General features: G+C 45.6%; 21 protein-coding genes. 6 read left to right on the top strand and 15 right to left on the bottom strand.

Translation table 11 applies throughout. From position 1 onward, the window contains the following. Positions 1–142: 142 nt before the first annotated feature. The 7 genes from NST33_RS30370 to NST33_RS30400 all read right to left on the bottom strand — a co-directional run bounded on the left by NST33_RS30370 (position 143) and on the right by NST33_RS30400 (position 7,571). Positions 143–1,600, bottom strand: a complete 1,458-nt coding sequence (locus NST33_RS30370; protein ID WP_339306215.1) for a carboxylesterase/lipase family protein — start codon at positions 1,598–1,600, stop codon at positions 143–145. Between the two features lie 280 nt (positions 1,601–1,880). Continuing rightward, the gene (locus tag NST33_RS30375) at positions 1,881–2,975 is read right to left on the bottom strand and encodes a metallophosphoesterase family protein (RefSeq protein ID WP_339306217.1); all 1,095 of its coding nucleotides are present in this window, start codon (positions 2,973–2,975) and stop codon (positions 1,881–1,883) included. After that, the gene (locus NST33_RS30380; RefSeq protein WP_051447260.1) at positions 2,975–3,313 is read right to left on the bottom strand and encodes a multidrug efflux SMR transporter; all 339 of its coding nucleotides are present in this window, start codon (positions 3,311–3,313) and stop codon (positions 2,975–2,977) included. The genes NST33_RS30375 and NST33_RS30380 overlap by 1 nt, the downstream gene beginning before the upstream one ends. Continuing rightward, complete coding sequence (locus tag NST33_RS30385) at positions 3,310–4,080, bottom strand: HAD family hydrolase (protein ID WP_339306219.1); 771 nt, start codon at positions 4,078–4,080, stop codon at positions 3,310–3,312. The genes NST33_RS30380 and NST33_RS30385 overlap by 4 nt, the downstream gene beginning before the upstream one ends. 95 nt (positions 4,081–4,175) lie before the next feature. Beyond that, positions 4,176–5,549: an ABC transporter substrate-binding protein gene (locus NST33_RS30390; protein WP_339306221.1), complete on the bottom strand. Its 1,374-nt coding sequence runs from the start codon at positions 5,547–5,549 to the stop codon at positions 4,176–4,178. A 241-nt stretch (positions 5,550–5,790) separates the two neighbouring features. Further along, positions 5,791–6,636 (bottom strand): carbohydrate ABC transporter permease, encoded by an 846-nt coding sequence (locus NST33_RS30395; RefSeq protein ID WP_223199815.1) that lies wholly within the window; start codon positions 6,634–6,636, stop codon positions 5,791–5,793. Between the two features lie 59 nt (positions 6,637–6,695). Beyond that, positions 6,696–7,571, bottom strand: coding sequence for a sugar ABC transporter permease (locus NST33_RS30400; protein ID WP_339306223.1), 876 nt, complete (start codon positions 7,569–7,571; stop codon positions 6,696–6,698). A 198-nt stretch (positions 7,572–7,769) separates the two neighbouring features. Between NST33_RS30400 and NST33_RS30405 the strand changes: the two genes are divergently transcribed. Next, a complete protein-coding gene (locus tag NST33_RS30405; RefSeq protein WP_076213761.1) occupies positions 7,770–8,342 on the top strand; it encodes a transcriptional regulator in 573 nt (190 codons plus the stop codon). Positions 8,343–8,579: 237 nt separating this feature from the next. Here the strand turns inward: NST33_RS30405 and NST33_RS30410 are convergent, their stop codons facing one another. Further along, positions 8,580–12,956, bottom strand: coding sequence for a DUF4073 domain-containing protein (locus NST33_RS30410; protein ID WP_339306225.1), 4,377 nt, complete (start codon positions 12,954–12,956; stop codon positions 8,580–8,582). 207 nt (positions 12,957–13,163) lie between these two features. Between NST33_RS30410 and NST33_RS30415 the strand changes: the two genes are divergently transcribed. Next, positions 13,164–13,493 (top strand): hypothetical protein, encoded by a 330-nt coding sequence (locus NST33_RS30415; RefSeq protein WP_339306227.1) that lies wholly within the window; start codon positions 13,164–13,166, stop codon positions 13,491–13,493. Between the two features lie 91 nt (positions 13,494–13,584). Here the strand turns inward: NST33_RS30415 and NST33_RS30420 are convergent, their stop codons facing one another. Further along, the gene (locus tag NST33_RS30420; protein WP_169482236.1) at positions 13,585–14,139 is read right to left on the bottom strand and encodes a hypothetical protein; all 555 of its coding nucleotides are present in this window, start codon (positions 14,137–14,139) and stop codon (positions 13,585–13,587) included. 96 nt (positions 14,140–14,235) lie between these two features. Between NST33_RS30420 and NST33_RS30425 the strand changes: the two genes are divergently transcribed. Then, complete coding sequence (locus NST33_RS30425; RefSeq protein ID WP_221820064.1) at positions 14,236–15,153, top strand: phosphatidate cytidylyltransferase; 918 nt, start codon at positions 14,236–14,238, stop codon at positions 15,151–15,153. A 112-nt stretch (positions 15,154–15,265) separates the two neighbouring features. On the opposite strand, the gene NST33_RS30430 is transcribed toward NST33_RS30425, so the two are convergent. Then, positions 15,266–15,838 carry a hypothetical protein gene (locus NST33_RS30430; protein ID WP_339306229.1) on the bottom strand — a complete coding sequence of 191 codons (573 nt, stop codon included), beginning with the start codon at positions 15,836–15,838 and terminating at the stop codon, positions 15,266–15,268. 177 nt (positions 15,839–16,015) lie between these two features. Then, entirely contained in the window at positions 16,016–16,393 is a 378-nt protein-coding gene (locus tag NST33_RS30435; protein ID WP_221820068.1) for a LysM peptidoglycan-binding domain-containing protein, read from the bottom strand. A 304-nt stretch (positions 16,394–16,697) separates the two neighbouring features. Between NST33_RS30435 and NST33_RS30440 the strand changes: the two genes are divergently transcribed. The 3 genes from NST33_RS30440 to NST33_RS30450 all read left to right on the top strand — a co-directional run bounded on the left by NST33_RS30440 (position 16,698) and on the right by NST33_RS30450 (position 19,178). Further along, a complete protein-coding gene (locus NST33_RS30440) occupies positions 16,698–17,762 on the top strand; it encodes a trifunctional transcriptional activator/DNA repair protein Ada/methylated-DNA--[protein]-cysteine S-methyltransferase (protein ID WP_221820069.1) in 1,065 nt (354 codons plus the stop codon). 73 nt (positions 17,763–17,835) lie between these two features. Beyond that, complete coding sequence (locus NST33_RS30445) at positions 17,836–18,609, top strand: isocitrate lyase/phosphoenolpyruvate mutase family protein (RefSeq protein WP_221820070.1); 774 nt, start codon at positions 17,836–17,838, stop codon at positions 18,607–18,609. A gap of 50 nt (positions 18,610–18,659) precedes the next feature. Then, positions 18,660–19,178: a hypothetical protein gene (locus tag NST33_RS30450; protein ID WP_221820071.1), complete on the top strand. Its 519-nt coding sequence runs from the start codon at positions 18,660–18,662 to the stop codon at positions 19,176–19,178. A gap of 166 nt (positions 19,179–19,344) precedes the next feature. Here NST33_RS30450 and NST33_RS30455 read toward each other — a convergent pair whose 3' ends face one another. The 4 genes from NST33_RS30455 to NST33_RS30470 all read right to left on the bottom strand — a co-directional run bounded on the left by NST33_RS30455 (position 19,345) and on the right by NST33_RS30470 (position 21,562). Next, complete coding sequence (locus NST33_RS30455) at positions 19,345–20,043, bottom strand: hypothetical protein (protein ID WP_221820072.1); 699 nt, start codon at positions 20,041–20,043, stop codon at positions 19,345–19,347. Next, on the bottom strand, positions 20,040–20,915 hold the full coding sequence (locus tag NST33_RS30460; protein WP_221820074.1) for an ABC transporter ATP-binding protein: 876 nt from the start codon (positions 20,913–20,915) through the stop codon (positions 20,040–20,042). Before NST33_RS30460 ends, NST33_RS30455 begins: the two co-directional genes overlap by 4 nt. Continuing rightward, complete coding sequence (locus NST33_RS30465) at positions 20,912–21,292, bottom strand: GntR family transcriptional regulator (RefSeq protein WP_036611682.1); 381 nt, start codon at positions 21,290–21,292, stop codon at positions 20,912–20,914. The genes NST33_RS30460 and NST33_RS30465 overlap by 4 nt, the downstream gene beginning before the upstream one ends. A gap of 99 nt (positions 21,293–21,391) precedes the next feature. Then, positions 21,392–21,562: an aspartyl-phosphate phosphatase Spo0E family protein gene (locus tag NST33_RS30470; RefSeq protein ID WP_017691550.1), complete on the bottom strand. Its 171-nt coding sequence runs from the start codon at positions 21,560–21,562 to the stop codon at positions 21,392–21,394. Between the last annotated feature and the right edge of the window lie 19 nt (positions 21,563–21,581).

Consider the following 21,581-nt stretch of genomic DNA (forward strand, 5'->3'; position numbering starts at 1 on the left):
TATCCCTCTAATTAGCGCTTACGTTCTGCTTACTATTCAGCCGGATCACCTAAAGAGGACGTTCATTCTCAGAATGAACGTCCTCTTTTTAATTTGCTCATTGCAACTATTTAGAGTATCCATACACAATAACCAGCCTGGATTATAACCCTAACAGCTCTCGCTTGGCTGAATCCGGATCATGTACAACCTCAATCTCATGGTTGAAGATTAGTGTCGCACGATCCTGCTCATATTCAGGCCAGTTCACACCTGCAACCTCAGGTTTGCCATTCTTGGCAAAGGAAATCCATGCATCCTGTACCTTGAGAGCAAGTACCGACGCAGCTTCGTCGGGCTCCGCATTCATGAATTTAAGGACATGCAGTGTATTGAACACAAAGAACATTTCGATGCTGTGAATTGCTCTTTTCAACAGGGGATGTTCCGGCATGACCCAATCAAATCGATACATCCACACGGGGGCATACTTCTGCTGTGCCGCAGCATATTGCAGCGATGACCGCCAGAAGAACATATCGGTCATAACTTGAGCTTGTCCATCAGCCGTTTTCGGATAACTGTCCGCGATGGATACCCGGTTCTGCAGATCTGGTGTCATAAAGTCTACGCCCTGAACCATATCGATTTCTTTTGAATACGGTACATGCGGCTGGATGAACAGTGCACCCTCGTGCAATGTTGTACCAATCAGCACCGGGATGTCCTGTGCTGATCCTTCGCTCACCGCCTGCAGTGGAACCTGTGGAAGTATCTCCCCATCCAATACAGGTTGGAAGAATAATGCCATGCCCGCTCCGCTCTGCTGTTTGGCCGTTTCAGCAGCTACAATAATCTGTTCTACAGGGATTGTACTTAGCTTCTGCAGATTATCCCGGTCCACGCCAAGAATATTCAGTATCCCTTCCCGCATAGCTGAAGCTTGCTCTGCCGGCATGAATTGTGAAGCACCGCTCTCCATAATGGCACGATGGAAGTGTCCTTTGGCCGCTGGCATCGCCATCAACGCCGCAATACTCATGCTGCCTGCTGATTCGCCGAACACCGTAACCTGGTCCGGGTTACCACCAAAAGCAGAGATATTGTCCTTCACCCATTGTAACGCCGCAACCTGATCCAGCAGACCTGCATTGGATACAAATGAATCATCCAATGGGGCCATGTGAAGGAAACCCAAAGGTCCGAGTCGGTAGTTGATTGTCACAACGATGACCTCACCCCGAACCGCTAACTGCGTACCATCATACATAGGCTGGCTACCTGAACCTGATACGAAAGAGCCGCCGTGAATCCATACCATGACCGGCAGTGGTTCCGCGCTTTTTTCCTTAGGCGCCCAGATGTTCAGATATAGACTATCTTCTGACTCATTCGGAAGTTCTGTCAGGCCTTCTGGTTGATGATTTCGAGGTTGTATATTCTCAGGTCCAAATTGAGTGGCCTGTCTGATTCCATCCCATGACTCGGGTTGTATCGGAGCCTGGAAACGTAATTCACCTACTGGGGGTTTCGCGTAGGGAATGCCCTTCCATACGCTTGCACCATGCAAAAGCTCGCCTTGAACTGTACCGTACTTCGTTGCAACTTGAAGTTCTTTCATATGCCGCCTCTACTTCCTCTCCATGAATAGGTTAGACTAACGATTAATAAGTTAATGTGTACTTATTTGAGTATAATTTGTACGAACACCCATTTACAACTTTACCCAGTATTATATGCCCCTACTACGTTTCACGTGGAACTTTATGGGGTGGATGATCTGATACATACCTTTAAGATGGACACCAAAAAGGCCACCCTTTGAGCAGTATCATCAAATCTAACTTATCTTAATGATATTGACCCTTAGAATGACCCCTTCCCGTTGACTATCCTAATAACTAACCTTCTACAGGATAATGCACCGTAAACGCAGCACCCTCGATCCATTCACCCGTAACAAAGTTCCGTCCCTTCACAACCACTCGATCCTTATAAACCTCCACATGAAGTCCTTCACTGCCCTCCAGATGTTCATCCTGATCCGTCCAGAGATAACCTACAGACGACGCATTGAACATGGTTGGCATCTGGCCTGCACCATCGTACATCGTATGCTGTGCCTCCAGCTGCCAATGGGTGTGACCCGAGAACAGGATCGCTTGCGGGTATTTGGCTAGAACGGCCTTGAGTTCTGCATCCTGATTCACACCATACCAGCCTTGTTCCTTCATCGATCCTGCCACCGTATCCATAAGCGGCTGGTGTAAGAAGAGAAAGATCGGTTGATTCGGTGTTGCATGCTCAGACAATTTGGCATCCAGCCACGCCAATTGTTCAGCCGACATATCGCAATCCTTCGGATGAGGTTGCTCGGTGCCCAGGAAAATATAATGATACCCATCAATCCAATGGTCGTGGTAAGAGCCCCTCATGCCGGTTGTCCCTTCAAAATTACTTAATCGACGCTGCCATAACCCGGCAACTGTAATGGGGTCGACTCCTGAAGAGATCGGTCCCCCATCTTGACCCTCCTGCTCCGAAGGCGCAGCAGACAACGTATAAGTTCCACCTGATAACTGCTCAATCAGTGCAGCTGATTCAGCAGCGGTTTGTTTTTGAACCAGCTCCATATCGGCCTCTTGCTCTAACAACTCGGCTACTTCATCCTCTTTCATCTCAAGCAAAACGATCGGTGGATCTTGCCATACCACGGCTCCAATATCATGGTTACCTACCGTGTACCGGATATCCGGCAAGTGCTCCGCATGTTGCTTCCATATACGTTGCAACTCACGGTACTCGCTCGGCAGACCTCGATCCGTCACATCGCCCACATGCATAATCCCACTGCTACCCTGACTATACGTGGCCATATCAGCAAGTGCCAGATCCAAATGTCGGTTATGAATGTGGTCTGCCTCATCCCGTACATGCGTATCTGTAATGACTTGGAAGGTAGCAAGAGGTTGCTCCGGTGTATGTTCATTTCCCATCAGGAATCACTCCATTTCAGTCCAATAATGCCAATCAGAATAAAACCGATCCAGACCATCGACGTGAGCCGCAGACGTTCACCAAAATAGTAATGCCCCACGACGCCAATAAGCGTAATGCCCACGCCAGACCAGATCGCATAAGCTACAGCCAGCGGCATATACTTCACTGCAAAGTTGAGAAAGGTAAAGCTTGCGCCATAACAGACAAACATCAACACCGAAGGCCATAACCGCGAGAATCCATCCGATACTTTCAGCAAAATGGTAGCGCTCAGTTCCAGCCCGATGGCCAGTGCCAACAGGACCCAGCCCAAGTAGGCGTGACTGTTCGTCATCGATTCAGCCCACCATTCAGCAATTCATGGAAGGATTGAATCGTTCTATCCGCCAAGCGGATTTTTCCCGGTTCTCCAATGCCAATCCTGTACCCCGCACCAGCGGTTCGTGCCATCTCCATGTCTCCGTCCGTATCTCCAATGACCACCGTATGCTGCACAGATACACCCAACCGTTCACAGGCAAGCAGAAGCATATCGGGAAAAGGTTTGCCCCGCTCCACCAGATCCGTACCAATCACCACGTCAAAAAAGGATTCTAGTCCCATCCACTGCAAATGTTTAATTGCACTTGGTGTATCATCTGCCGTCACTACACCCATAACCACGCATTCGCTACGGCACTGTTCAAGGAATTCACGAACGCCCGGTAACGGACGTGCTGGACGATGCTGCTCCATCTCTTCCTCCGCTCGCGCCAAGCATCCCCGAACCATAATCTTGGCTTCCGCCCAGCTGAGACCCGCACGATATCCATGCCACGTCAGCACGGCATACACTTCATCCATGGTTCCCATCGCAAGCGGCCCTCGCACGTCATACCCATTCATTCGGCCTTGTTCATCGTGGAATGTACCCCAGATCTGCGGAAGTTCCTCTGTGTTGATACGCAGTCCTCGGATTGCCAACTGATCTCTGAAGTCGTTCAACACACAATCGGTCCAGAATCCCCACATACCTGTAAAATCAAGCAATGTCCCGTCCTTGTCAAACAAAACGGCTTCAATCGGATTTGGTAATCCGTCCACATACGTCTCATCTTGCATTGGTTAAACTCCTTGTCTGCGATCTTGTATGAACGAAAAGGACGGTACAGCATGTACCGCCCTTTTCGCTTAATTCACATGCCTGTATACGATTATTATTTTGCTACACGATCCAGTTCCTTCTGCGCTTTCTCTTTCGCTTCCTTCAGCGCTTGTTCTGCTGGCATATTATTGATCTGAACCTGATCAGCTGCATCTTTCAATGCATCATTGATCTTGCCACCCGTTGGATCCTGGAATGGAGCCGAAGCGTGAGCTGCCTGTTGCAGTGGTACAGTGACCTGTGGATTTTCCTCACTGAATTTCATGAACTCTGGATCTTGTTGAGCCGATTGACGAACTGCGATATATCCGGTGTTCATGGACCATGAAGCTGTGTTCGAAGTCTCAGAGAAATACGTAAGCCACTTGTAAGCTGCCTGTTGTTGTTCAGGAGTTGCAGCTGACGGAATACCTGCCGAAATGGCACTGGCTACCGGTTTTCCTTCACCAACACCTTCCCAGCCTGGTTGTTGCATGGCAGCGACTACGCTAAAGTCCAAGTCCCCTTGGTCACCGCTAGATCCGGTATAACCTGCTGCTTTATTTTTCATCACATCATCAATCGTTTTGTACCAGTACTCCCAGCCCTGACCTCCATAGTGAATACCCATAATTTTGTCTTCGTTGATCCATTTACGGAACAAGTCCCATGTCTCGATCCATTCCGGAGAGTCGATCATGACGGTTTTGCCATCGTCGCTAAGAATCTGTCCGCCCTTACCCAGCACGGCATCGATCATATTGTCTCTACCCCACATCGGTTCCCAACCATAGAAGGTGATCTTGCCATTTTCTTGTTTGCTTATCTTCGCAGCCGCCTCAGCCAGCTTCTCCCATGTCGTCAGACTCGCTGGGTCGATTCCGTTCTCCTTGAACGTATCCATGCGGTAATACATGATCTGGGTTGTACCGTACATTGGCAAAAAGTATTGCTTTCCATCCACCTGTCCCTGGTTCAGGAATGTCTGAATGAAATCGTCTTTCTTAAAATTCGGATCAGCGGCAATCATCTCATCCATGGGTGCATAATATCCTTTGCGTGCCCAGTCTATATTGGAGCTGAGTACAGCGGCTGGAACCTTCTTGGAAGCAATTGCTGCTTGCAGCTTCTGTTCCGTTTCCGTGTAATCTGCTTGTACAATCCCTTTTACAACGACTTCGTTCTGGGAGGTGTTGAACGCATCAATCGTCTTTTTCATGTTATCGCCCAGATTACCACCCAGACCATACCAGAACTCAATCTCCACCGGATCTTTCGCCTGAGCTTCGGTTCCACTGGCAGCAGCCGTTGTGCCTGATTCTGCGGGTGCTTGTGTTCCACAAGCCGTCAGTAGCGCAAAGCTGGTCGCGAGTACCAGCGACATGCCACCCTTCCAGTTCAACCTCAATCTCTTTTTCCATGTCATGCTTGCCTGACTCCAATTCATTGTTGTTCCTCCCGTTTTAGGTGAAATGGTAGTTTGCATAAATTGAACTAAACAATATTTACACTAGCCACTCCAATGACAGAACAACCTTCCGATCGCTGTTATCCCCAGATTTTTTTGATTCCTTTTTATAAAGGTAAAATCCGGGGATAAAGGCGAGCGCTTCGCTTCTTCAGATTATTTCTGTCCTCTTCGTTTTGTGTAAATGTTTATTTCAATTTATATAGTAAGGTAGTTAATCTCAGTTCTTGTTCACACCAGCCGTAATATTCACGCTCTGCATGATCGTCTTCTGGGTGAACAGGAAGAGAATAAGTAGGGGTGCGATGGTGAAGGCACTCGCAGCCATAATCTGTGGCCAGGCCAGACCATATGCCCCACCTTCTACAAAGAAGCTGCGCAGACCCGCTGATACCAGCTGTAAATCAGGGTCTTTGGTGATGAGCATAGGCCAGAAATAGTTGTTGTACTGTTCAATGAACGTAATTAGCACCATCACAGCGAAACTTGAGCGTACAAGCGGCGTGATAATCGTCCAGAGAATCCGAAAATGAGAAGCACCGTCCAGCTGTCCGGCTTCCACCAATTCATGAGATACCTGCATGAACGCCTGCCGGATCAGAAAGATCGAGAACACGCTGACACAGTTGGATACAATTAAGCCTGTGTAGGAATCCAGCAAGTTAAGCTCACTAAGCACCAGGTAACTAGGCAGATACACGGCCGTACTCGGTATCATATAACCCACCAGAATCAGGGATGTCAGTACACCTTTGAGACGGAATTTCATATGTGTCAGGGCGTACGCCATCATACTGGAGTTGACGATCTGAAATAGACAGATGGCTAAGGCCACCCCGGTACTGTTCAGGATGTAACGGGCAAATGGTGCCGCATTCCAGGCATCCACGTAGTTGCTCCACAGGAACGTCTCTGGCCAGAAGGTCGGCGGGAACTGCCAGATCTCATCATTGGTTTTGAACCCGCTAATGACCATCCAATAGAAGGGAAAGGCTGTACCCAGCGCGATAATGGCTAACAGAAGGTAGCGGATCAATTTACTTATTTTAAAATTCGGTTGTGACACATTCTGCAACTCCTTGCGCTTCATCCGTTTAGACTTTTTGGTAGGCAATGTCATTGTCATTAGTAGTGCACCAGACGTCTGCCAAGCAGGAAGGATACTCCCGACAGCAACACGCAGATCAGAATAATCACAACGGCGATAGACGAAGCTTCACCTACGTTAAAGGATTCGAAGGCAGACTGGTAATACATGTACAGTAACGTTCTCGTTGATCCCGCTGGTCCACCCTGCGTCATGACATTAATCTGGTCATAGGCTTGCAAGGACTGGATGGTAAGAATAATCGAGAGAAAAAATGTCGTTGGTGAGATCAGCGGCAATGTGATACTTCTGAACTTGTCCCAACCGTTGGCTCCATCGATTGAAGCTGCTTCGAGCAGATCGGACGGTAGACTTCGTAGCGCAACGAGATAAAATACCATCGCCCACCCGATCGACTTCCAGAGTGTGACGATCAGAACGGCAACCAGTGCCCAGTCCGCGTCACGCAACCATCCGATCGGAGATACGCCAACCCAGCCCAGCATCAGATTAGCGAGTCCCACTTCGGGTTCAAAGATCCAGGACCACGCAATGGACACCGCAACTGTCGGGGTGACCCAAGGTGAGAAGAGTAATGTCCGGAAGATGCCGGATGATTTGATCTTGCTATTCATGAGCATCGCAAGTGCCAATCCGCCCACAATAGTTGGGATTACACTTCCAAGTCCGAATAACAAGGTTACTTTCAGTGATCGATAGAATTCAGAGTTTGTCAGCAGATAACTGTAATTGTCCAATCCAACGAACAGCTTGTCCGGGCTCATGAAATCCCAATCGGTGAAACTGAGATAAACGATATATCCCAGAGGTCCCAGCCAGAAGATCAGCAATGGGATTAGAGCTGGCAGCGTGAATAGGACCGCCTCAGACTCCCTCCATAGTTTTAAACGCAAATCCCCCACTCCTTACTGTTCAATTTTTCTTTAATGATTGGGAATTTTTGAGTATAATCAGCTTTATATTTATTCTGTACAAAATTGATTGTACACTCGTATTGAAAATTCTAATTCCGGCTTATGTTAAAATTGGAGCAAGTCATGTAAAATATGAGGCAGCTAGTGGGAACGCTATCATAAACCAGAGGTGACATTGTGGGAAAAGAAACCGCCGGGAACCCGAATCATTCTTCGTTACCTGATCGGCATGCGCTGAGGGAGAGAGTCATTGAGGCTATCGCCAATACGATGGATCTATATGGGGTTAATCATACGTTTGGCAAATTATACGGCATCATGTATTTTGAGGATCGACCGATGACACTTGAAGAGATGAAAAACTCGATGAATATGAGCAAGAGCAACATGAGCTACGCGGTTCGTTCGCTTACAGAATCACAGATGATCTATAAACTGGAGGAAAAGAAGGAGCGCCAGGATCAATATCTGGCTGAGACCGACTTCTATCGTACGTTCCAGAATTTCTTCGGGGCCAAGCTACAACGGGAAGTAGATGTCATGTTAGAAGGCATTCGTGAGGTCATTCCTGACCTATCGGCCATGATCCTTTCGGAACATACCTCTTCCAAAGATCGAGATGATGCACTGCGTGATCTGCACAAACTCCAACATGCGGAGCAATACTACGTCTGGCTACAAGGATTCGTGGATCAGTTGCGGGATGGTAAGTTTTATGAGAATGCTGCACACACGCCCGATAAAGAGTAGTACAACTGCGTAAACAGAATAACTAATGGGTGACCAAGCGCTAACAAACCTAGACGATCTGACGTACCCTTGTTGAGTCACACTAAACCGCAAAAAGGAGCTGTTCCTAGCCCATGTATGGCTTTTGGAACAGCTCTCTTTTTATTCTATCTATTGTATTGTCATATCCTATCCGTCATTAGAGGTTCTCTTTTCCATATGCTACTGCATTAAGACCCCTTTTTTCTTTTAAAAATATTACTTTTGCGCTGCAGCTTCGATATCTGCATATGCCCAGTGTGTGGCTGGTACATCACTGAACGTTGGCGTAACTGCGCCAGTTAGGGGTGTGCGGTTGAACAATACATTCAGCACTTTCACCGCTTCCGCACGTGTCAGCTTGCTATCCGGTTTGAATGTACCATCGTTATAACCAACCATCAGGCCAGCGGATTGCACGTATGCAATCGCATCTGCTGCCCACAGATCTGCGGATACATCTGTGAAGGACACTGCTGTACCATTCACTGTTGTATTACTCGCTTGTTGCTGCATCCAGCGATACGCAATCGTTGCCATCTGTGCACGGGTGATCGAACCTTCCGGTGCAAATTGGGTGTTGCTCATGCCGTTCATGATACCTGCAGATTGTGCTTTTTGAATTTCATTTGTTGCCCAGTGTGTCGCAGATACATCCTTGTAACTCATGCTATTGGTGGAACCTACTGCCGCTTCAGTTGAAAGATTGCGAGCCAGCATGGCTGCCATCTGTGCACGCGTTACGAATGCATCTGGGCGGAAATCTGTACCAAATCCTTGGATGTACGGTTGGTGTGTACCTTGTGAAGCTTTCAGTCCATCCACAACAACGAGGGTGAACGTACTGAATTTTGTTACGGTAAATTCGATGCCTTCGCTGTTATCCGCGAGTTTCACCAATTTGCCTTGAATCAATTCTTTTGTGCCGTCACTGTGTTCGATGTAGATCGCCAGGTTGTCCAATGCTTGCTGACGAGCAGCCGGATCGGTTGGCAGACTGTCACGCAGTGGCAACGTGAGTGTCACTTCGCGGCTCTGCATATTTGTGTCGATCTCTACCGGACGAGCCAATACACGAACATTCGTATTCGGAGCAACTTGTTGAATCAATTGCTCTTTCTTCGCACGCTCTTCGACTTCTTTGCGCTCTGATTCCTTTTTCAAAGGTACAACGCGGAAGTATAAGTCTTGATCGAATCCGGCGATGGAATTCGTAGGAACGGAAATCACTACATTCTCAGTGGAAATCTCCAACTTGAGCGAGCCATCATTTAGTTCTTTTACCGCTGCTTTAGGCAGTTCAATCCGTGTCTCGGACACGGAATCTTTGGTGTCTGGAATAACAATGCGTGCGGTGTTCATGTTCAATTGCTTCGCTTTTTCAACGGATTCCTTGGCAATCGCTTCGGTCATCTTCACCAGATCTTTGATCGTGCCGTTGATTTCCGTTGTACGTGTGATTGGTGTTTTGGTCAGGTTGGTGCCGTTTGTTCCATTAACGTCAACCACGATCTGTTCTTGTTTCGTTGTTGGTGCAGGTGTAGGGGTTACAGGTGAAGATCCTCCTCCACTTCCACCGCCAGTTGATGGTGTTGGTGTTGGTGTTGGTGTTGGTGTTGGATTAATAATTATGACCTGATCGAAGAAACGATCAAATGCTGTCTGCACTTCGCTAATACTGCTGTATCCGTTAGCAGGCTTGCGGTCCAGCATCCATTGGGCGAGTTTCCCCATTCGATTCTCATCTTCTACTAGATCCTTCATAGCGTTCAACTTAAGTAGGAATGGTTCGTAAGGTTCCATCGCCTCAGTCGATTGTTGGAAGCTGTATAGCATCAGCATGGCATTCTGCATCTCGCTAACGCCTCTAGCATCATTAATGTAGGAATAATTCATGACTAACATTAAAGAAGCACCGTAAACCTGTTCAATTGAAAGATCCGAACCCTGAAACAGACGTTTTGCGGTATAAGCAAGCAACTCTTTATCCACATTGGATGCATTTAAATATTTTTGACCTAACTCTTTAAACATTTCCATCCCTGGATATTCAAAGTACTCTGTTGACTCAACAAAAAGGGAATAGAACTCATTCAAATGCTGTTGGAAAAGGATCCTGTCTGTTTGTTTGATCGTTTGGATGCCTTTATATCCAATTTTCACAGCATATTCTACTTGTTTCTTAAGATTATAGGCATAGTCACTCGGTAAAAAGGTCATTACCACATTAGCTATGGCTTTCTTCTCCTCAGGTTGGAGAGTGTCAAAGCCAGCCGGAAGATCCAACCATTCCGGTTGAGTAATTACTCCCAGGATAGCATCAGTATTCTTCGTAGCTCTCGCTTCGTTGATTACCTTCAAAGGATCTGCTGGATTAAAGAACTGATCAAAAGTTTTTTGGATGTTTTTATAGTTTTCATAACCACCAACTGGACGCTTATCAATCATCCACTGGGCAAGTTTTTTATATGTCGCATAATCTATGCTATCCACTTTGTCCATGTTAAGCGGAAACTCTACCATATATTTGATAGTACTAGGGAGATTGTTATACTGTGTTGATTCCTTCTGTACCAAACGAAGACGTACCAAAGCATTATACATCTTGGTTTGAGTAGTTACATCATTGATTGCATTATAAGTAGATAACGACGTAGAAAGTTGATCTCTGTTCTGATATGAAGGAATCTCATCACGCATTGAGTAAAATTTCATGCGGTATGCAAAAATTTGTTTATCTACAACAGACAAATTTTCATACATTTTCCCTACTTTATATAGTGATTGAATACTTGGGTCGAGGTTTATGCTAAAAACTTCAGGTAAATTTAATAATTTGGAAAAATAAGCATTGATATTCTCCTCAACATCAGTCAGTGCAGGTTTATTAAAGAGGTTTCGTGGTTCTACAGCCATATCAAGTACATATTGTACTTGTTCTTTACTCACATATTCCTTTGCCCCATTCATTAAAGTGACAAATACAGCTACAGATTCTTTCTCATCGTTGCTCCAATCACTGAAATCTACAGGCAGTCCGAGTCCCAACGTGGAACCTTGGATTGCGGCAAGCACACCTTTTACATCTTCATTACTCTTAGCTAGATTCAATAACTCAAGTGAGTCTGTTTCTATATTCTGAGTAAAAACCAAGATCTTATAGAGGCTTGCAGTATTACTTCCGTTTGCCTTAACACGAACCCATACCGTTGTATTCCCTTCAAATTGGGGTGGGTTCGTGGAGCTGTAAACAAACCAATTTTCGCCATTGTTCTGAGTGTATTCCATAGTCTCATCGGCATCAACAATGACATTTACATTGTCATCTACGCTTACTGCTGGTGCTACCGGTATTGGCTGAATTGGTGGGAATGGTGGGAATGTCGGTAGTGGTGGAATCATCGGGAAGAAGAAGTTATTGAAAGCTATTTGTATCTCACTGTAATTGGTGTAACCCCCATTTGGCTTTCTATCCAACATCCACTTTGACAACCGTTCCATTTCCGCAACATTAGAAGAAATAATCTGCATTTTATGGAAATCAAGCGGGAATATCCCTATGAAGCTCTCCTTAGGAGTTCCCTTATATTGCTCCGCTTTTTGTTGAATTTTATATAGCCCTGTTAAAGCTTCATTCATTTCGTTAGTCGTTGATGCTTTGGTGAAATAGAAACTTTGACTAAGCATCATATTGAGATTCATCACAGACTGTTCTAGTGATAGATCATTTCCAATTCTATCTAGATTAACTGAATATGATAATATGTTTTTATCTAGATCGGCCCCCAATAGATACTGATACAGTTGTGGCTGAATCGCACTTAAATACGCTGGGCTGAATACATTGTTCGCACTAGCTAGTTTCTCAAAATAAGAGGTTAGCTTAGCTTGCATAACAGGCAATTGATGTTCACGCATAACTAATAGACCTTGGAATGCCAGATCAACCGTAAATTGAATTTGATCCGTGTTCAGATATTTACCATCTGGTAGATGGGAATGTCCCACTAACGATATGATTGCATTCTGTTCATCAGGAGGAAGTGATTCAAATGCTGGAACCATGGTGATGAAGCTCGTATTTTGAAGTAGCTCACTTATTCTTGAGGCATCAAAATTTGCCCCAATAACATTGTTGAATTCGCTTAGCAAGGTATTCGATGTAAATGTTATGGATTGCATCTGGTATGCAATTTCCATATTATTTCTATCCTGAACGATTACATTAAAATAATACGTTTCCCCTTCGACTAAATCGGTAATCACTTTGGTGAATATACCTGTTTCGGAATCGCTACCACCAACCCAATTACCATAGGCGTATTGTGGAAATCCGCTGATTTCCTCCATATCTTTGATATTAGGTGCCTGGGAGACGAATACTTGATAATTCAGATCAGGTGAAGACGTTGTAACTGACTCGGCATACTCCCAACTTAGTTCAACCGAGTCATCACCAATGTTCTTTACTGTAATTAGACCATTTTTCCCCGGTACCGGATACGATACTTCTGCGCTAACCTTTCCTACTGGTGCCAACCATGGTGCTACCAATAGCAAAATGAGCAATATGTTCACTATTTTTCTGTACTGCATATTTCTTATCCCCCTAATCTCGCTTTCAAAAGATAGGCCTATTGTAGTACACAACTCTGAACGGATTCTGAACATTGGAGCAAAAAAAAGGGGTGATTTCCATAATATATATGAAAGATGGGGGTTTATTTCATTTTTTTCGTCATAATTCAACATTTTTTTGTTAAACATGTTATCTATGACCTACTATCAGACTATCGCGCATGTATGCTGATCTCTCCGGATTATCGCACCTGTATTGAGGTATTTGACCCAAAAGCTGTCATTCCAGCGGAGGGTGAACCTGCCACCTCTCCTGAAGCGGTCCGGCACGGCGCACTGTTACATTTCGCCTTTTACGTGCATGATGTAGAAGATATCTATGAGCGAGCGCTCGCCCATGGAGCCAAGGCCTATGTTGAACCGGATTGGATATCGCTTGGTGAACCTGCACTTCTGGTTAGAAATGCGCTCGTCCACAGTCCGAATGGTGAAGTGATCGAATTCCTTGAAGAGGTTAATTTCGACCGATCCTCATCCTCACCATCATCTACATGAAGTACACAAATAGCCTGCTGCCTCGTTATCCGTGGCAGCAGGCTATTTCATGATTGGATTTGCTTGGCAAGCACCAGCACACGCACCTACCCTACTCTTGCTCTGCATTCCCCAGCGTATACTCGCTTAACTTTCCTTCATAGACCAATTGCAATCGTTCACTCTGGCGAAAATCATCCGGTGTCACCAGCGCAGGCAGCTTATTCCACAATTTGATTCCCGAACGCTGTAGAATCTCAGCTACAAATTGGGAGCAGAAGTAGGAGTTGCTGAACTCCACCGGTTCCTTGAGTGTAATGCCAATCACGCCGAGCAGATTGTACATATATTTCTGGCGGCTGCGGATGAAGATGTGCAGCACACGTTTCATCTTTTCCACTTCACGATCCGTCACCTGAAGCTTGTATATGACACATGTGGTATTGGGATATTTGCTGTATGTACCTGTCTGAATATCTTCCTTCACAAACCCGCCATTTAGCGGATTGCTCGGATGTTTACGTCCGAAGCTGTACAGCTCGGTTAACTCCCGGTCAAACGAGATCGATGCGTGATTATATGGCGCTCGGGTATAACTCTGAATAACCTTGGTAAACAGCGTTCCTGTATTCGTAAGCAAGATATAGATGGAGCGTTCATCTGTCATAGCAAAATTTCCCCTTATCAAGTCGGTACTATTCCTTCATAATAACATAGGTACCCTATAATGGAATCTTACTTTGAATAAGCAGGTGATCAGTACGTGAGCAGTTCACTCTTTACACTAACGTTAATCTTCACAGCTTTACTTGTGATACATATCGTGTACAAAATTATTGCAAAGCTCCAGCCAAGCAAAGACTATTCAGGCATCGGCCAAAAAATCAAAACCTGGTGGGGTATGTTTGTGATCTTCTGCCTCGCCACCCTTTTTAACCCCATCGTGTCCCTCATCTCCCTCATGGTGCTTGCATTCTTCTCACTCAAAGAATACTTCTCCATGATTCGCAGTACACGCAAAGCCGACCGCAGGCTGTTCCTATGGGCGTATCTGGCAATTCCGGTTCAGTTCTACTGGATCTACATTGGATGGTATGGCATGTTTATCGTGTTTATTCCACTATATGTGTTCCTGGTGCTGCCCCTGCCTCGTCTGATCAACAAAGGTACGGTCGGGTTCCTACGCAGTGTCAGCTCCACACAATGGGGACTGATGCTGATGGTGTTTGGACTGAGCCACCTGGCCTATTTTCCTTTTGCCACACCGGAGTACGGGTCCAAGCTGGTGTTGTTCCTAGTCGTGTTAACACAGCTTAATGATGTGGTGCACTATCTGGTCTCTATCTATCTGGGCAAACGAAAAGTGGTGCCTACCGCCAATCCTTTTGTCACCTGGGAAGGGTTCGCGTGTGCGTTTATTGTAACGACAGCAACGTCTTATTTTATCCATCCCTACCTGACGCCATTTGATTGGAAATTCTCGCTATTCATCGGGGTCTTGATCAGTTTGGCTGGATTCTTCGGCAGTCTGACGGTGTCTGTACTGAAGCGCGATCTGTTAATCGGAGATGACAATAAGTTCGATTCGCTCAAAAAAAGCTACCTGAGCCGGGTCGACAGCCTGACCTATACCTCGCCGGTTATGTTCCACGTGGTCCGTTATTTCTTTGACTTTATGTAGCAACAGAACGGATAGATCGGCGAGCTTGTAATTATGTATGTCAAAAAAAGCAGCCCAAGTGGCTGCTTTTCCTGTTCAACAGGCTCCAGTCGGAGCCTTCATGATGTGCCTGCTACTTCAACGTAATTTCTTTTTCGGACATGATTTCGTTCCCCTCATCATTTGTGAAGACAAATGTGGCTTTGCCCCGCTCACCCTTCATCTCATCCGAATAGATAAAGCCGGAGAATTGTCCATTGCCGCTAAAGTAGAACCCCTCTTCACCATTTCCACCATGTTCAATGGCTTCCTGTAGTGAATTCACAATCGTAACCGTGTTAGACGTCCATCGCATCTCCGTTAGTGTATAGCCCTTCGGAACCTGCTTGAATCCAAAATCAAAGCTGTTACCCTCACTCGGTTTCTCCGACTGGTCAATGACGATATCAATCTGCTCAGACGGTTCAGTGGATTCCGATTGAGCCGTAGGCTTGCCCTCATCACCACTGGCACTACCTTGATCATTGTTATTCTTCGCATCCGCATTCGGAACAGAGTTTTCCCCAGCTTCCTCTACGGGTTGCTTCGATTGCGGATAGGCGTGCTCCTGAACTGATTCTCCACTAGTGCCACAGGCAGTGACTAATAACGAAATACATAGCACAGACATGCAAAGTGCAGATTTCTTTATATTTATTTTCATCATCTAATTCTCCCTTCATCCATTTACAGTACATATATCCAACATACTACTTACTAATCACTACACCATATCGTCCCACATGAAGCTCCATTATATGTAAATGATTAATAAATTCAGTATGTAACTGCACCTCGATGAGTAAAAAAAGAACTCTGTTCATGACGTCATGCACTGTTTAATTTATCGATCAAACCCAGGCAAGACCAACACTTGTCCAATCTGGATGGCATTATGCTCGATTTTGTTCACTTTCTTGATTGCTTCTACATACACACGAGTGTCCATCTGCTGAGGTTTATATGCCAATGAAATGCCCCACAGTGTATCTCCCTGAGATACAACGATCTGGTCACCCGATAATAATTGCTCATCCCCGGCAAATGCAGTGAATACAGCACTACACCCTATGATTATAATTAGAGTTATAGTGACGATCTTCATTAGCCAAGATGGCGCCTTCACACGCTGCATGAATTGATCTTTAACATACACGGTGCGAGACTCGGACGTTTTGGTATAAACGGACTCATAAATACTTTTGTACGTAGAATATCTCATTCTAGTCGACCTCCAGACTTTCATTCCGCTAATCTTTAATTTCATGTTTACCTATGTATTTTTCCTATAACAATGAATGATCAATAATTCACTTTTTCACTGTATAGGTATCTTTGCCTAAGTATCCCTACCCTGATAGGTCTATACTACCAGTTCACTCTAAACAAATTCTGAACAACCGAATTTCAATGTTATATCCGATTTAATCTATCCAATATTCATGCCTGATTTTCGGCGATGCTTGCTGTAACGTTTTTCTATAATAGGTTATAGATAAAGATTCTAATGAGTAAGGACGTGCCCCATGATTTCTGCTGATCTAAAGGAACAATATTACGAGGCGCTTGTGGCCAAGGATTCGGAATACGAGGGTTTATTCTATGTTGGGGTCCGAACCACGGGTGTGTTCTGTCGTCCCACATGCCCGGCGCGAAAGCCAAAATTCGAAAACTGCGAATTCTATGAGACGGCTCAGCAGGCACTTCTGGCCTCATATCGCCCTTGCCAGCGCTGTCGCCCGCTCTCTCACCCCAACCAAGTATCCGATGTCGTTCGCATATTAGTGGAAGCTGTGGAGAAACAACCGGAGAAACGCTGGAAAGAACAGGATTTCAAGGCCCTCTCCATCGACGAATCCACTGCTCGCCGACAATTCAAGAAGCGGTTCGGCATGACCTTTGTAGAATATGCTCGCGCTCGCCGCATGGGACTTGCCCTGAAAAATATTCGCTCCGGTCGCACCGTGATTGATAGTCAATTATCTACTGGATATGAATCAAGCAGCGGCTTCCGCGATGCCTTTTCACGGATCATGGGTGCTGCCCCTACACAAGTCGATGAAGGACATATCCTAAAAGCGTCCTGGATTGACACCCGCCTCGGCCCGATGATGGCTATTGCTGATGAGGAGTCGCTATATTTACTGGAATTTGTGGACCGCAGAGGTCTGGAACGCGAAGTTGAGCGTCTGCGCAAACGAACCAAATCAGCGATTGTGCCCGGTACTACAGCTCCCATCCAGTCCATTGAGCGTGAACTAAACGAGTACTTTCAAGGTATTCGGACAGCATTCGACACACCGTTGTTCTGTTTAGGAACACCATTCCAAAAGCGTGTGTGGGACGAGTTGCTGGCCATTCCGGCTGGTGAAACGAGGTCATATCAGGAGATTGCAAATGCACTGGGAAAACCGACTGCTTGCCGAGCTGTGGCACAGGCGAATGGTGCCAATCAGCTTGCGATTGTGATTCCATGCCACCGTGTAATCAATGCCAGTGGCGAACTGGGTGGATATGGCGGGGGATTAACTCGCAAAAACTGGCTTTTGACTCACGAGAAACAGGGGCAGGAACAGGATAGCTGCGAATAACGGAATGAAGTAATGAAGTACGCATCAAATGTCCAAAGGAATGCATGATATAACAAAGGAGAGTCAACATAATATGAGTACCTTAGAAGAAAAAGCAGCGTTGTTCCAACAATACCATGTGAAAGGAAAACCACTTGTTCTGGTCAATGTATGGGATGCCGGAAGCGCACAAGCCATCCAATCCGCTGGAGCAACGGCCATTGCTACCGGAAGCTGGTCCGTTGCAGCGGCCCACGGTGAACGCGATGGTGAAGCCATGCAATTCCATCTGGTGCTTGCCAATCTCGCACGGATTACAGCAAGCGTGGATCTGCCTGTAACGATCGATATAGAGGGAGGGTATGGGAGGTTTGTGTCAGAAGTGAAGCGAAATATCCTGCAAGTCATCGATCATGGTGCTGTAGGAATCAACATTGAAGATCAACTTCCCGCTGGCTTGGGATTGTACACTGTGGAGGAGCAATGCCCGAGATTGTCCGCCGCCCGGGAAGCTACGCAGCAGGCAGGCATCCCGTTGTTCATTAACGCCCGCACAGATATTTTTCTGCAACATGCACCTGAACACCATAACCACTCTCTCCTGGAGGAAGCACTTATACGTTCGAGCCATTATGCAGATGCAGGAGCCAGTGGTCTGTTTGTACCCGGTTTGCAGGATCACCAACTGATTCAGGAATTGTGTGAGCGTTCACCGCTGCCAATTAACGTTATGGTTACGTCTCCTGAGCCTTCACCAAAACAGCTTGCCACACTGGGTGTAGCACGTGTAAGCTACGGGCCATATCCCTATCTGCAAGTTATGGAACACCTGAAAGAACTGGGGAGAAACATTTTATCGGGAAATTAACAGGAGGGCATGTTATAATCACCTCTATTGAACATTTACAGGAGGCAATTATGCTTAACGTGGAACAAAAGCTAGAAGTGTTACAATCGTATCCCCAACTGCAACGCAAAGATGTTTCTCTCGGTCGAGTTAATTTCCACTACGAGGATAGTGCGTATGATAAAAAAATTGTTGCTCTCCATATTCACCCTAACGGAAACGGTTATATCTATGCAGGACTACTGTCTAACTATGAGACCAATGCTAAAGGATTCGTCAATATTCGTGATTACTCCGAAACAGATCTGCGCACATTGTTAGATCAAACGATCCAAGCGATGTCTCACAATCCCAACGCAGCTGAATTCCAAGAGCCAGAACAAGTAAAAGCTGCTGCTCCTGCATTGTCTACAACCTCTACGGGTGGCGGAACGTGGATCGATGAAGATGGACATACGCTGACTTTAAAATACGAAGATGACATGTGGTATGTGTATTCCGGTGATAACCTGGATATGGCTTTTGAAACGCGTAGCGAAGCCGGCGAGTACCTCAAAGACGAAGGATTCAAACCGCAGGCTCAGGCTTAACTCATACACATTTCAGTTTGGAATTCCGCACAAAGATTGTTGAATAGGTATATTCTGTGATTTAATATGCTACAAAAAACACGAGGCGTGTTCGCACTCGTGTTTTTCATATTTACAGGAAGTTTCGCTTAGATTCCTTGCCCAGTTCCTTTATAACTGTTTCCTGTCAGTCTTTTTTGGATTTCATGGTAAGCGGTGCATTCTTCATCATCGGGTACGTAGACAGAAGTAGCGCACCACCAATACACCCTAGAACGGTAAACAATGTCATCATATTCACACTCGCAAACCACTTCATCCACTCCCCAAAATCTGCGAAGACAACGATCAGTGTGATAATTAGACCTACCCCAAAGAACATAATGAAGAAGTTACGCATCCCCAATCGCATCCAACAAACCGTTGGGAAGACAGAGATTCCCAGTACGAGAAAGCCGCACATCAGATCGATCCACAGGTAGGATAAGAAATGATATTCGCTTGAATACAACATGCCCGGTTGATAAAGGGTTACGTCAACAATTCCTTTTCCCTGAAGCAGGTGTATGAGGAAATACGCCACATGCAGAATAACCATGGTGCCTGCAACCATCCATACCGAGTTCATATAGAAGGATTTCATAAATTGAATTCGTGTACTGCCCATACCAATCGCAACCGGAAACAGTGTAATCATTCCCCCGATTGCAAACGCACATATCCCTCCGTACATGGGACCAAACAGTTGCGTAGCATACGAGACATCAAATATGAAGCCAATGGCCAAATATACAACGGTGAGCATTAGAGCGATGGATGAAAATATGGTCAGAAACAAACGCATATCATCGCGAATCAGTCGGTTTGTACCTTTTACTGCGTTCATGGTTTAACCCCCTCTTGATTACGGGTTCTGTTAACCAAATAATCTTGTAATGTCGCTTTCTCAATAGAAAGCCCCTGTGAATGAGCGATATCCTTCCACATTTTCGAGTAGGGCTCATCAATCATCACTTTCACAGTTGATCCCATCTGGGAAGACTCTATAACTTTAACACCTGCTGTGACTCGGTTGATATCATTAATTCCCCCTGTTAGAAGAATCCCTTTTTCACGCATCTCTTCCATCGGTTGATTTAACAACACCTCTCCGGCTTGCAAAACGATAAGAGACTCACATAAAGGCTGAATCTCCTCAATGTGATGGCTGGATATCAGAATCATACGCGGGTTATCTTCATAACTTTCCAGTAGCGCATTATAGAAGAATTTACGCTTCTCAGCATCGAGCCCATTGGTGGGTTCATCCAGAATGGTTATCTTTGCATTACTGGCAAGACCCAATATAATCTGGGCAGCAGTCTTCATGCCTTTCGAAAATTTAATGATTTTCTTCTTCGCCGGTAGTTCGAACACATCGATTAAACGTTCCGCCAAATCCTGATTCCACTGCGGATGAAAATATTGTCCCATTTGAACCATATCACTAACTGTCCAGTTTTTCCCCAGGGGATGATTCTCCTGGATGTAACACAGATGCTCTTGGGAAGCCAGATTATTATAGGGGTCTTGACCCATGATCTGAACGGTTCCACTGTCCGGGCGGTTATGCCCTGCCAGTAAACTCATCATGGTTGTTTTCCCCGCTCCATTTCTTCCCCAGATTGCACTAATGATTGGCTCACTCTCATGTAGCGTAATCTGGTTCAGAACGGGCGTCTTCTGGTAGCTGTAGTTGACCTGCTCCATATGAATCATAACTCACTCTCCTTATCCTTCTTGCCGCGAATCAGATCAATGATCATGTCTTCATTCATGTGAATCCGTCTGGCTTCTTCAAGTAAAGGCTTGATGTATTCTTCATAAAAATCTTGTTTCCGTTCAACGAGCAATGCTTCTCTTGCTCCCTTTGCAACAAACATTCCAACACCTCGCTGTTTGTATATAATCCCCTTGTCCACGAGTTCCTGCAGTCCTTTGCGGGCTGTAGCCGGATTGATATTGTAGAAACGTGACAGTTCATTGGTTGAGGGAACCTGTTCTTCCACTTTCAATCTGCCCTCTACAATATCGTCCATAATCATCGTGGCAATCTGATGAAAAATAGGCTGAGATTCATCCAAAGTCGATTTCATGTGCTTCCAACTTTCATACGTATTCATTAGTCAGTTAGTCGGTTAGTTACTCATGTAACTAACTATAGTATACAAAAACTCAAATGTAAATAGGCGAACTTAATTCATCGCTTTTCCTACCTTGGCTCTGTTGTATTGATTAATAAGCCCGTCCAGGACTACGGATTGCTGGATCACTTCCGGATGAAGCAGACTGCCGTATTCCATATGCATGCGATATAACAACTGTCTGGCATCTTCGATCCGTGATATCAAATCCAGGCGATCCATAGTATCCCTCCTTTTTGTC

Origin of the sequence: Paenibacillus sp. FSL L8-0435 (assembly GCF_037965655.1) — a bacterium.
Lineage (GTDB): Bacteria > Bacillota > Bacilli > Paenibacillales > Paenibacillaceae > Paenibacillus.

Coding starts and splice junctions, on each gene's coding strand:
- NST33_RS30375 (WP_339306217.1), bottom strand. CDS start 2,975: ATGGGAAATGAACATACACCGGAGCAACCTCTTGCTACCTTCCAAGTC.
- NST33_RS30385 (WP_339306219.1), bottom strand. CDS start 4,080: ATGCAAGATGAGACGTATGTGGACGGATTACCAAATCCGATTGAAGCC.
- NST33_RS30460 (WP_221820074.1), bottom strand. CDS start 20,915: ATGATTCATATGGAGCAGGTCAACTACAGCTACCAGAAGACGCCCGTT.
- NST33_RS30410 (WP_339306225.1), bottom strand. CDS start 12,956: ATGCAGTACAGAAAAATAGTGAACATATTGCTCATTTTGCTATTGGTA.
- NST33_RS30450 (WP_221820071.1), top strand. CDS start 18,660: ATGCTTAACGTGGAACAAAAGCTAGAAGTGTTACAATCGTATCCCCAA.
- NST33_RS30380 (WP_051447260.1), bottom strand. CDS start 3,313: ATGACGAACAGTCACGCCTACTTGGGCTGGGTCCTGTTGGCACTGGCC.
- NST33_RS30415 (WP_339306227.1), top strand. CDS start 13,164: ATGCTGATCTCTCCGGATTATCGCACCTGTATTGAGGTATTTGACCCA.
- NST33_RS30435 (WP_221820068.1), bottom strand. CDS start 16,393: ATGAGATATTCTACGTACAAAAGTATTTATGAGTCCGTTTATACCAAA.
- NST33_RS30420 (WP_169482236.1), bottom strand. CDS start 14,139: ATGACAGATGAACGCTCCATCTATATCTTGCTTACGAATACAGGAACG.
- NST33_RS30440 (WP_221820069.1), top strand. CDS start 16,698: ATGATTTCTGCTGATCTAAAGGAACAATATTACGAGGCGCTTGTGGCC.
- NST33_RS30430 (WP_339306229.1), bottom strand. CDS start 15,838: ATGATGAAAATAAATATAAAGAAATCTGCACTTTGCATGTCTGTGCTA.
- NST33_RS30370 (WP_339306215.1), bottom strand. CDS start 1,600: ATGAAAGAACTTCAAGTTGCAACGAAGTACGGTACAGTTCAAGGCGAG.
- NST33_RS30445 (WP_221820070.1), top strand. CDS start 17,836: ATGAGTACCTTAGAAGAAAAAGCAGCGTTGTTCCAACAATACCATGTG.
- NST33_RS30465 (WP_036611682.1), bottom strand. CDS start 21,292: ATGAAATCGACTTTGGATGAATCTCAGCCTATTTTTCATCAGATTGCC.
- NST33_RS30455 (WP_221820072.1), bottom strand. CDS start 20,043: ATGAACGCAGTAAAAGGTACAAACCGACTGATTCGCGATGATATGCGT.
- NST33_RS30390 (WP_339306221.1), bottom strand. CDS start 5,549: ATGAATTGGAGTCAGGCAAGCATGACATGGAAAAAGAGATTGAGGTTG.
- NST33_RS30470 (WP_017691550.1), bottom strand. CDS start 21,562: ATGGATCGCCTGGATTTGATATCACGGATCGAAGATGCCAGACAGTTG.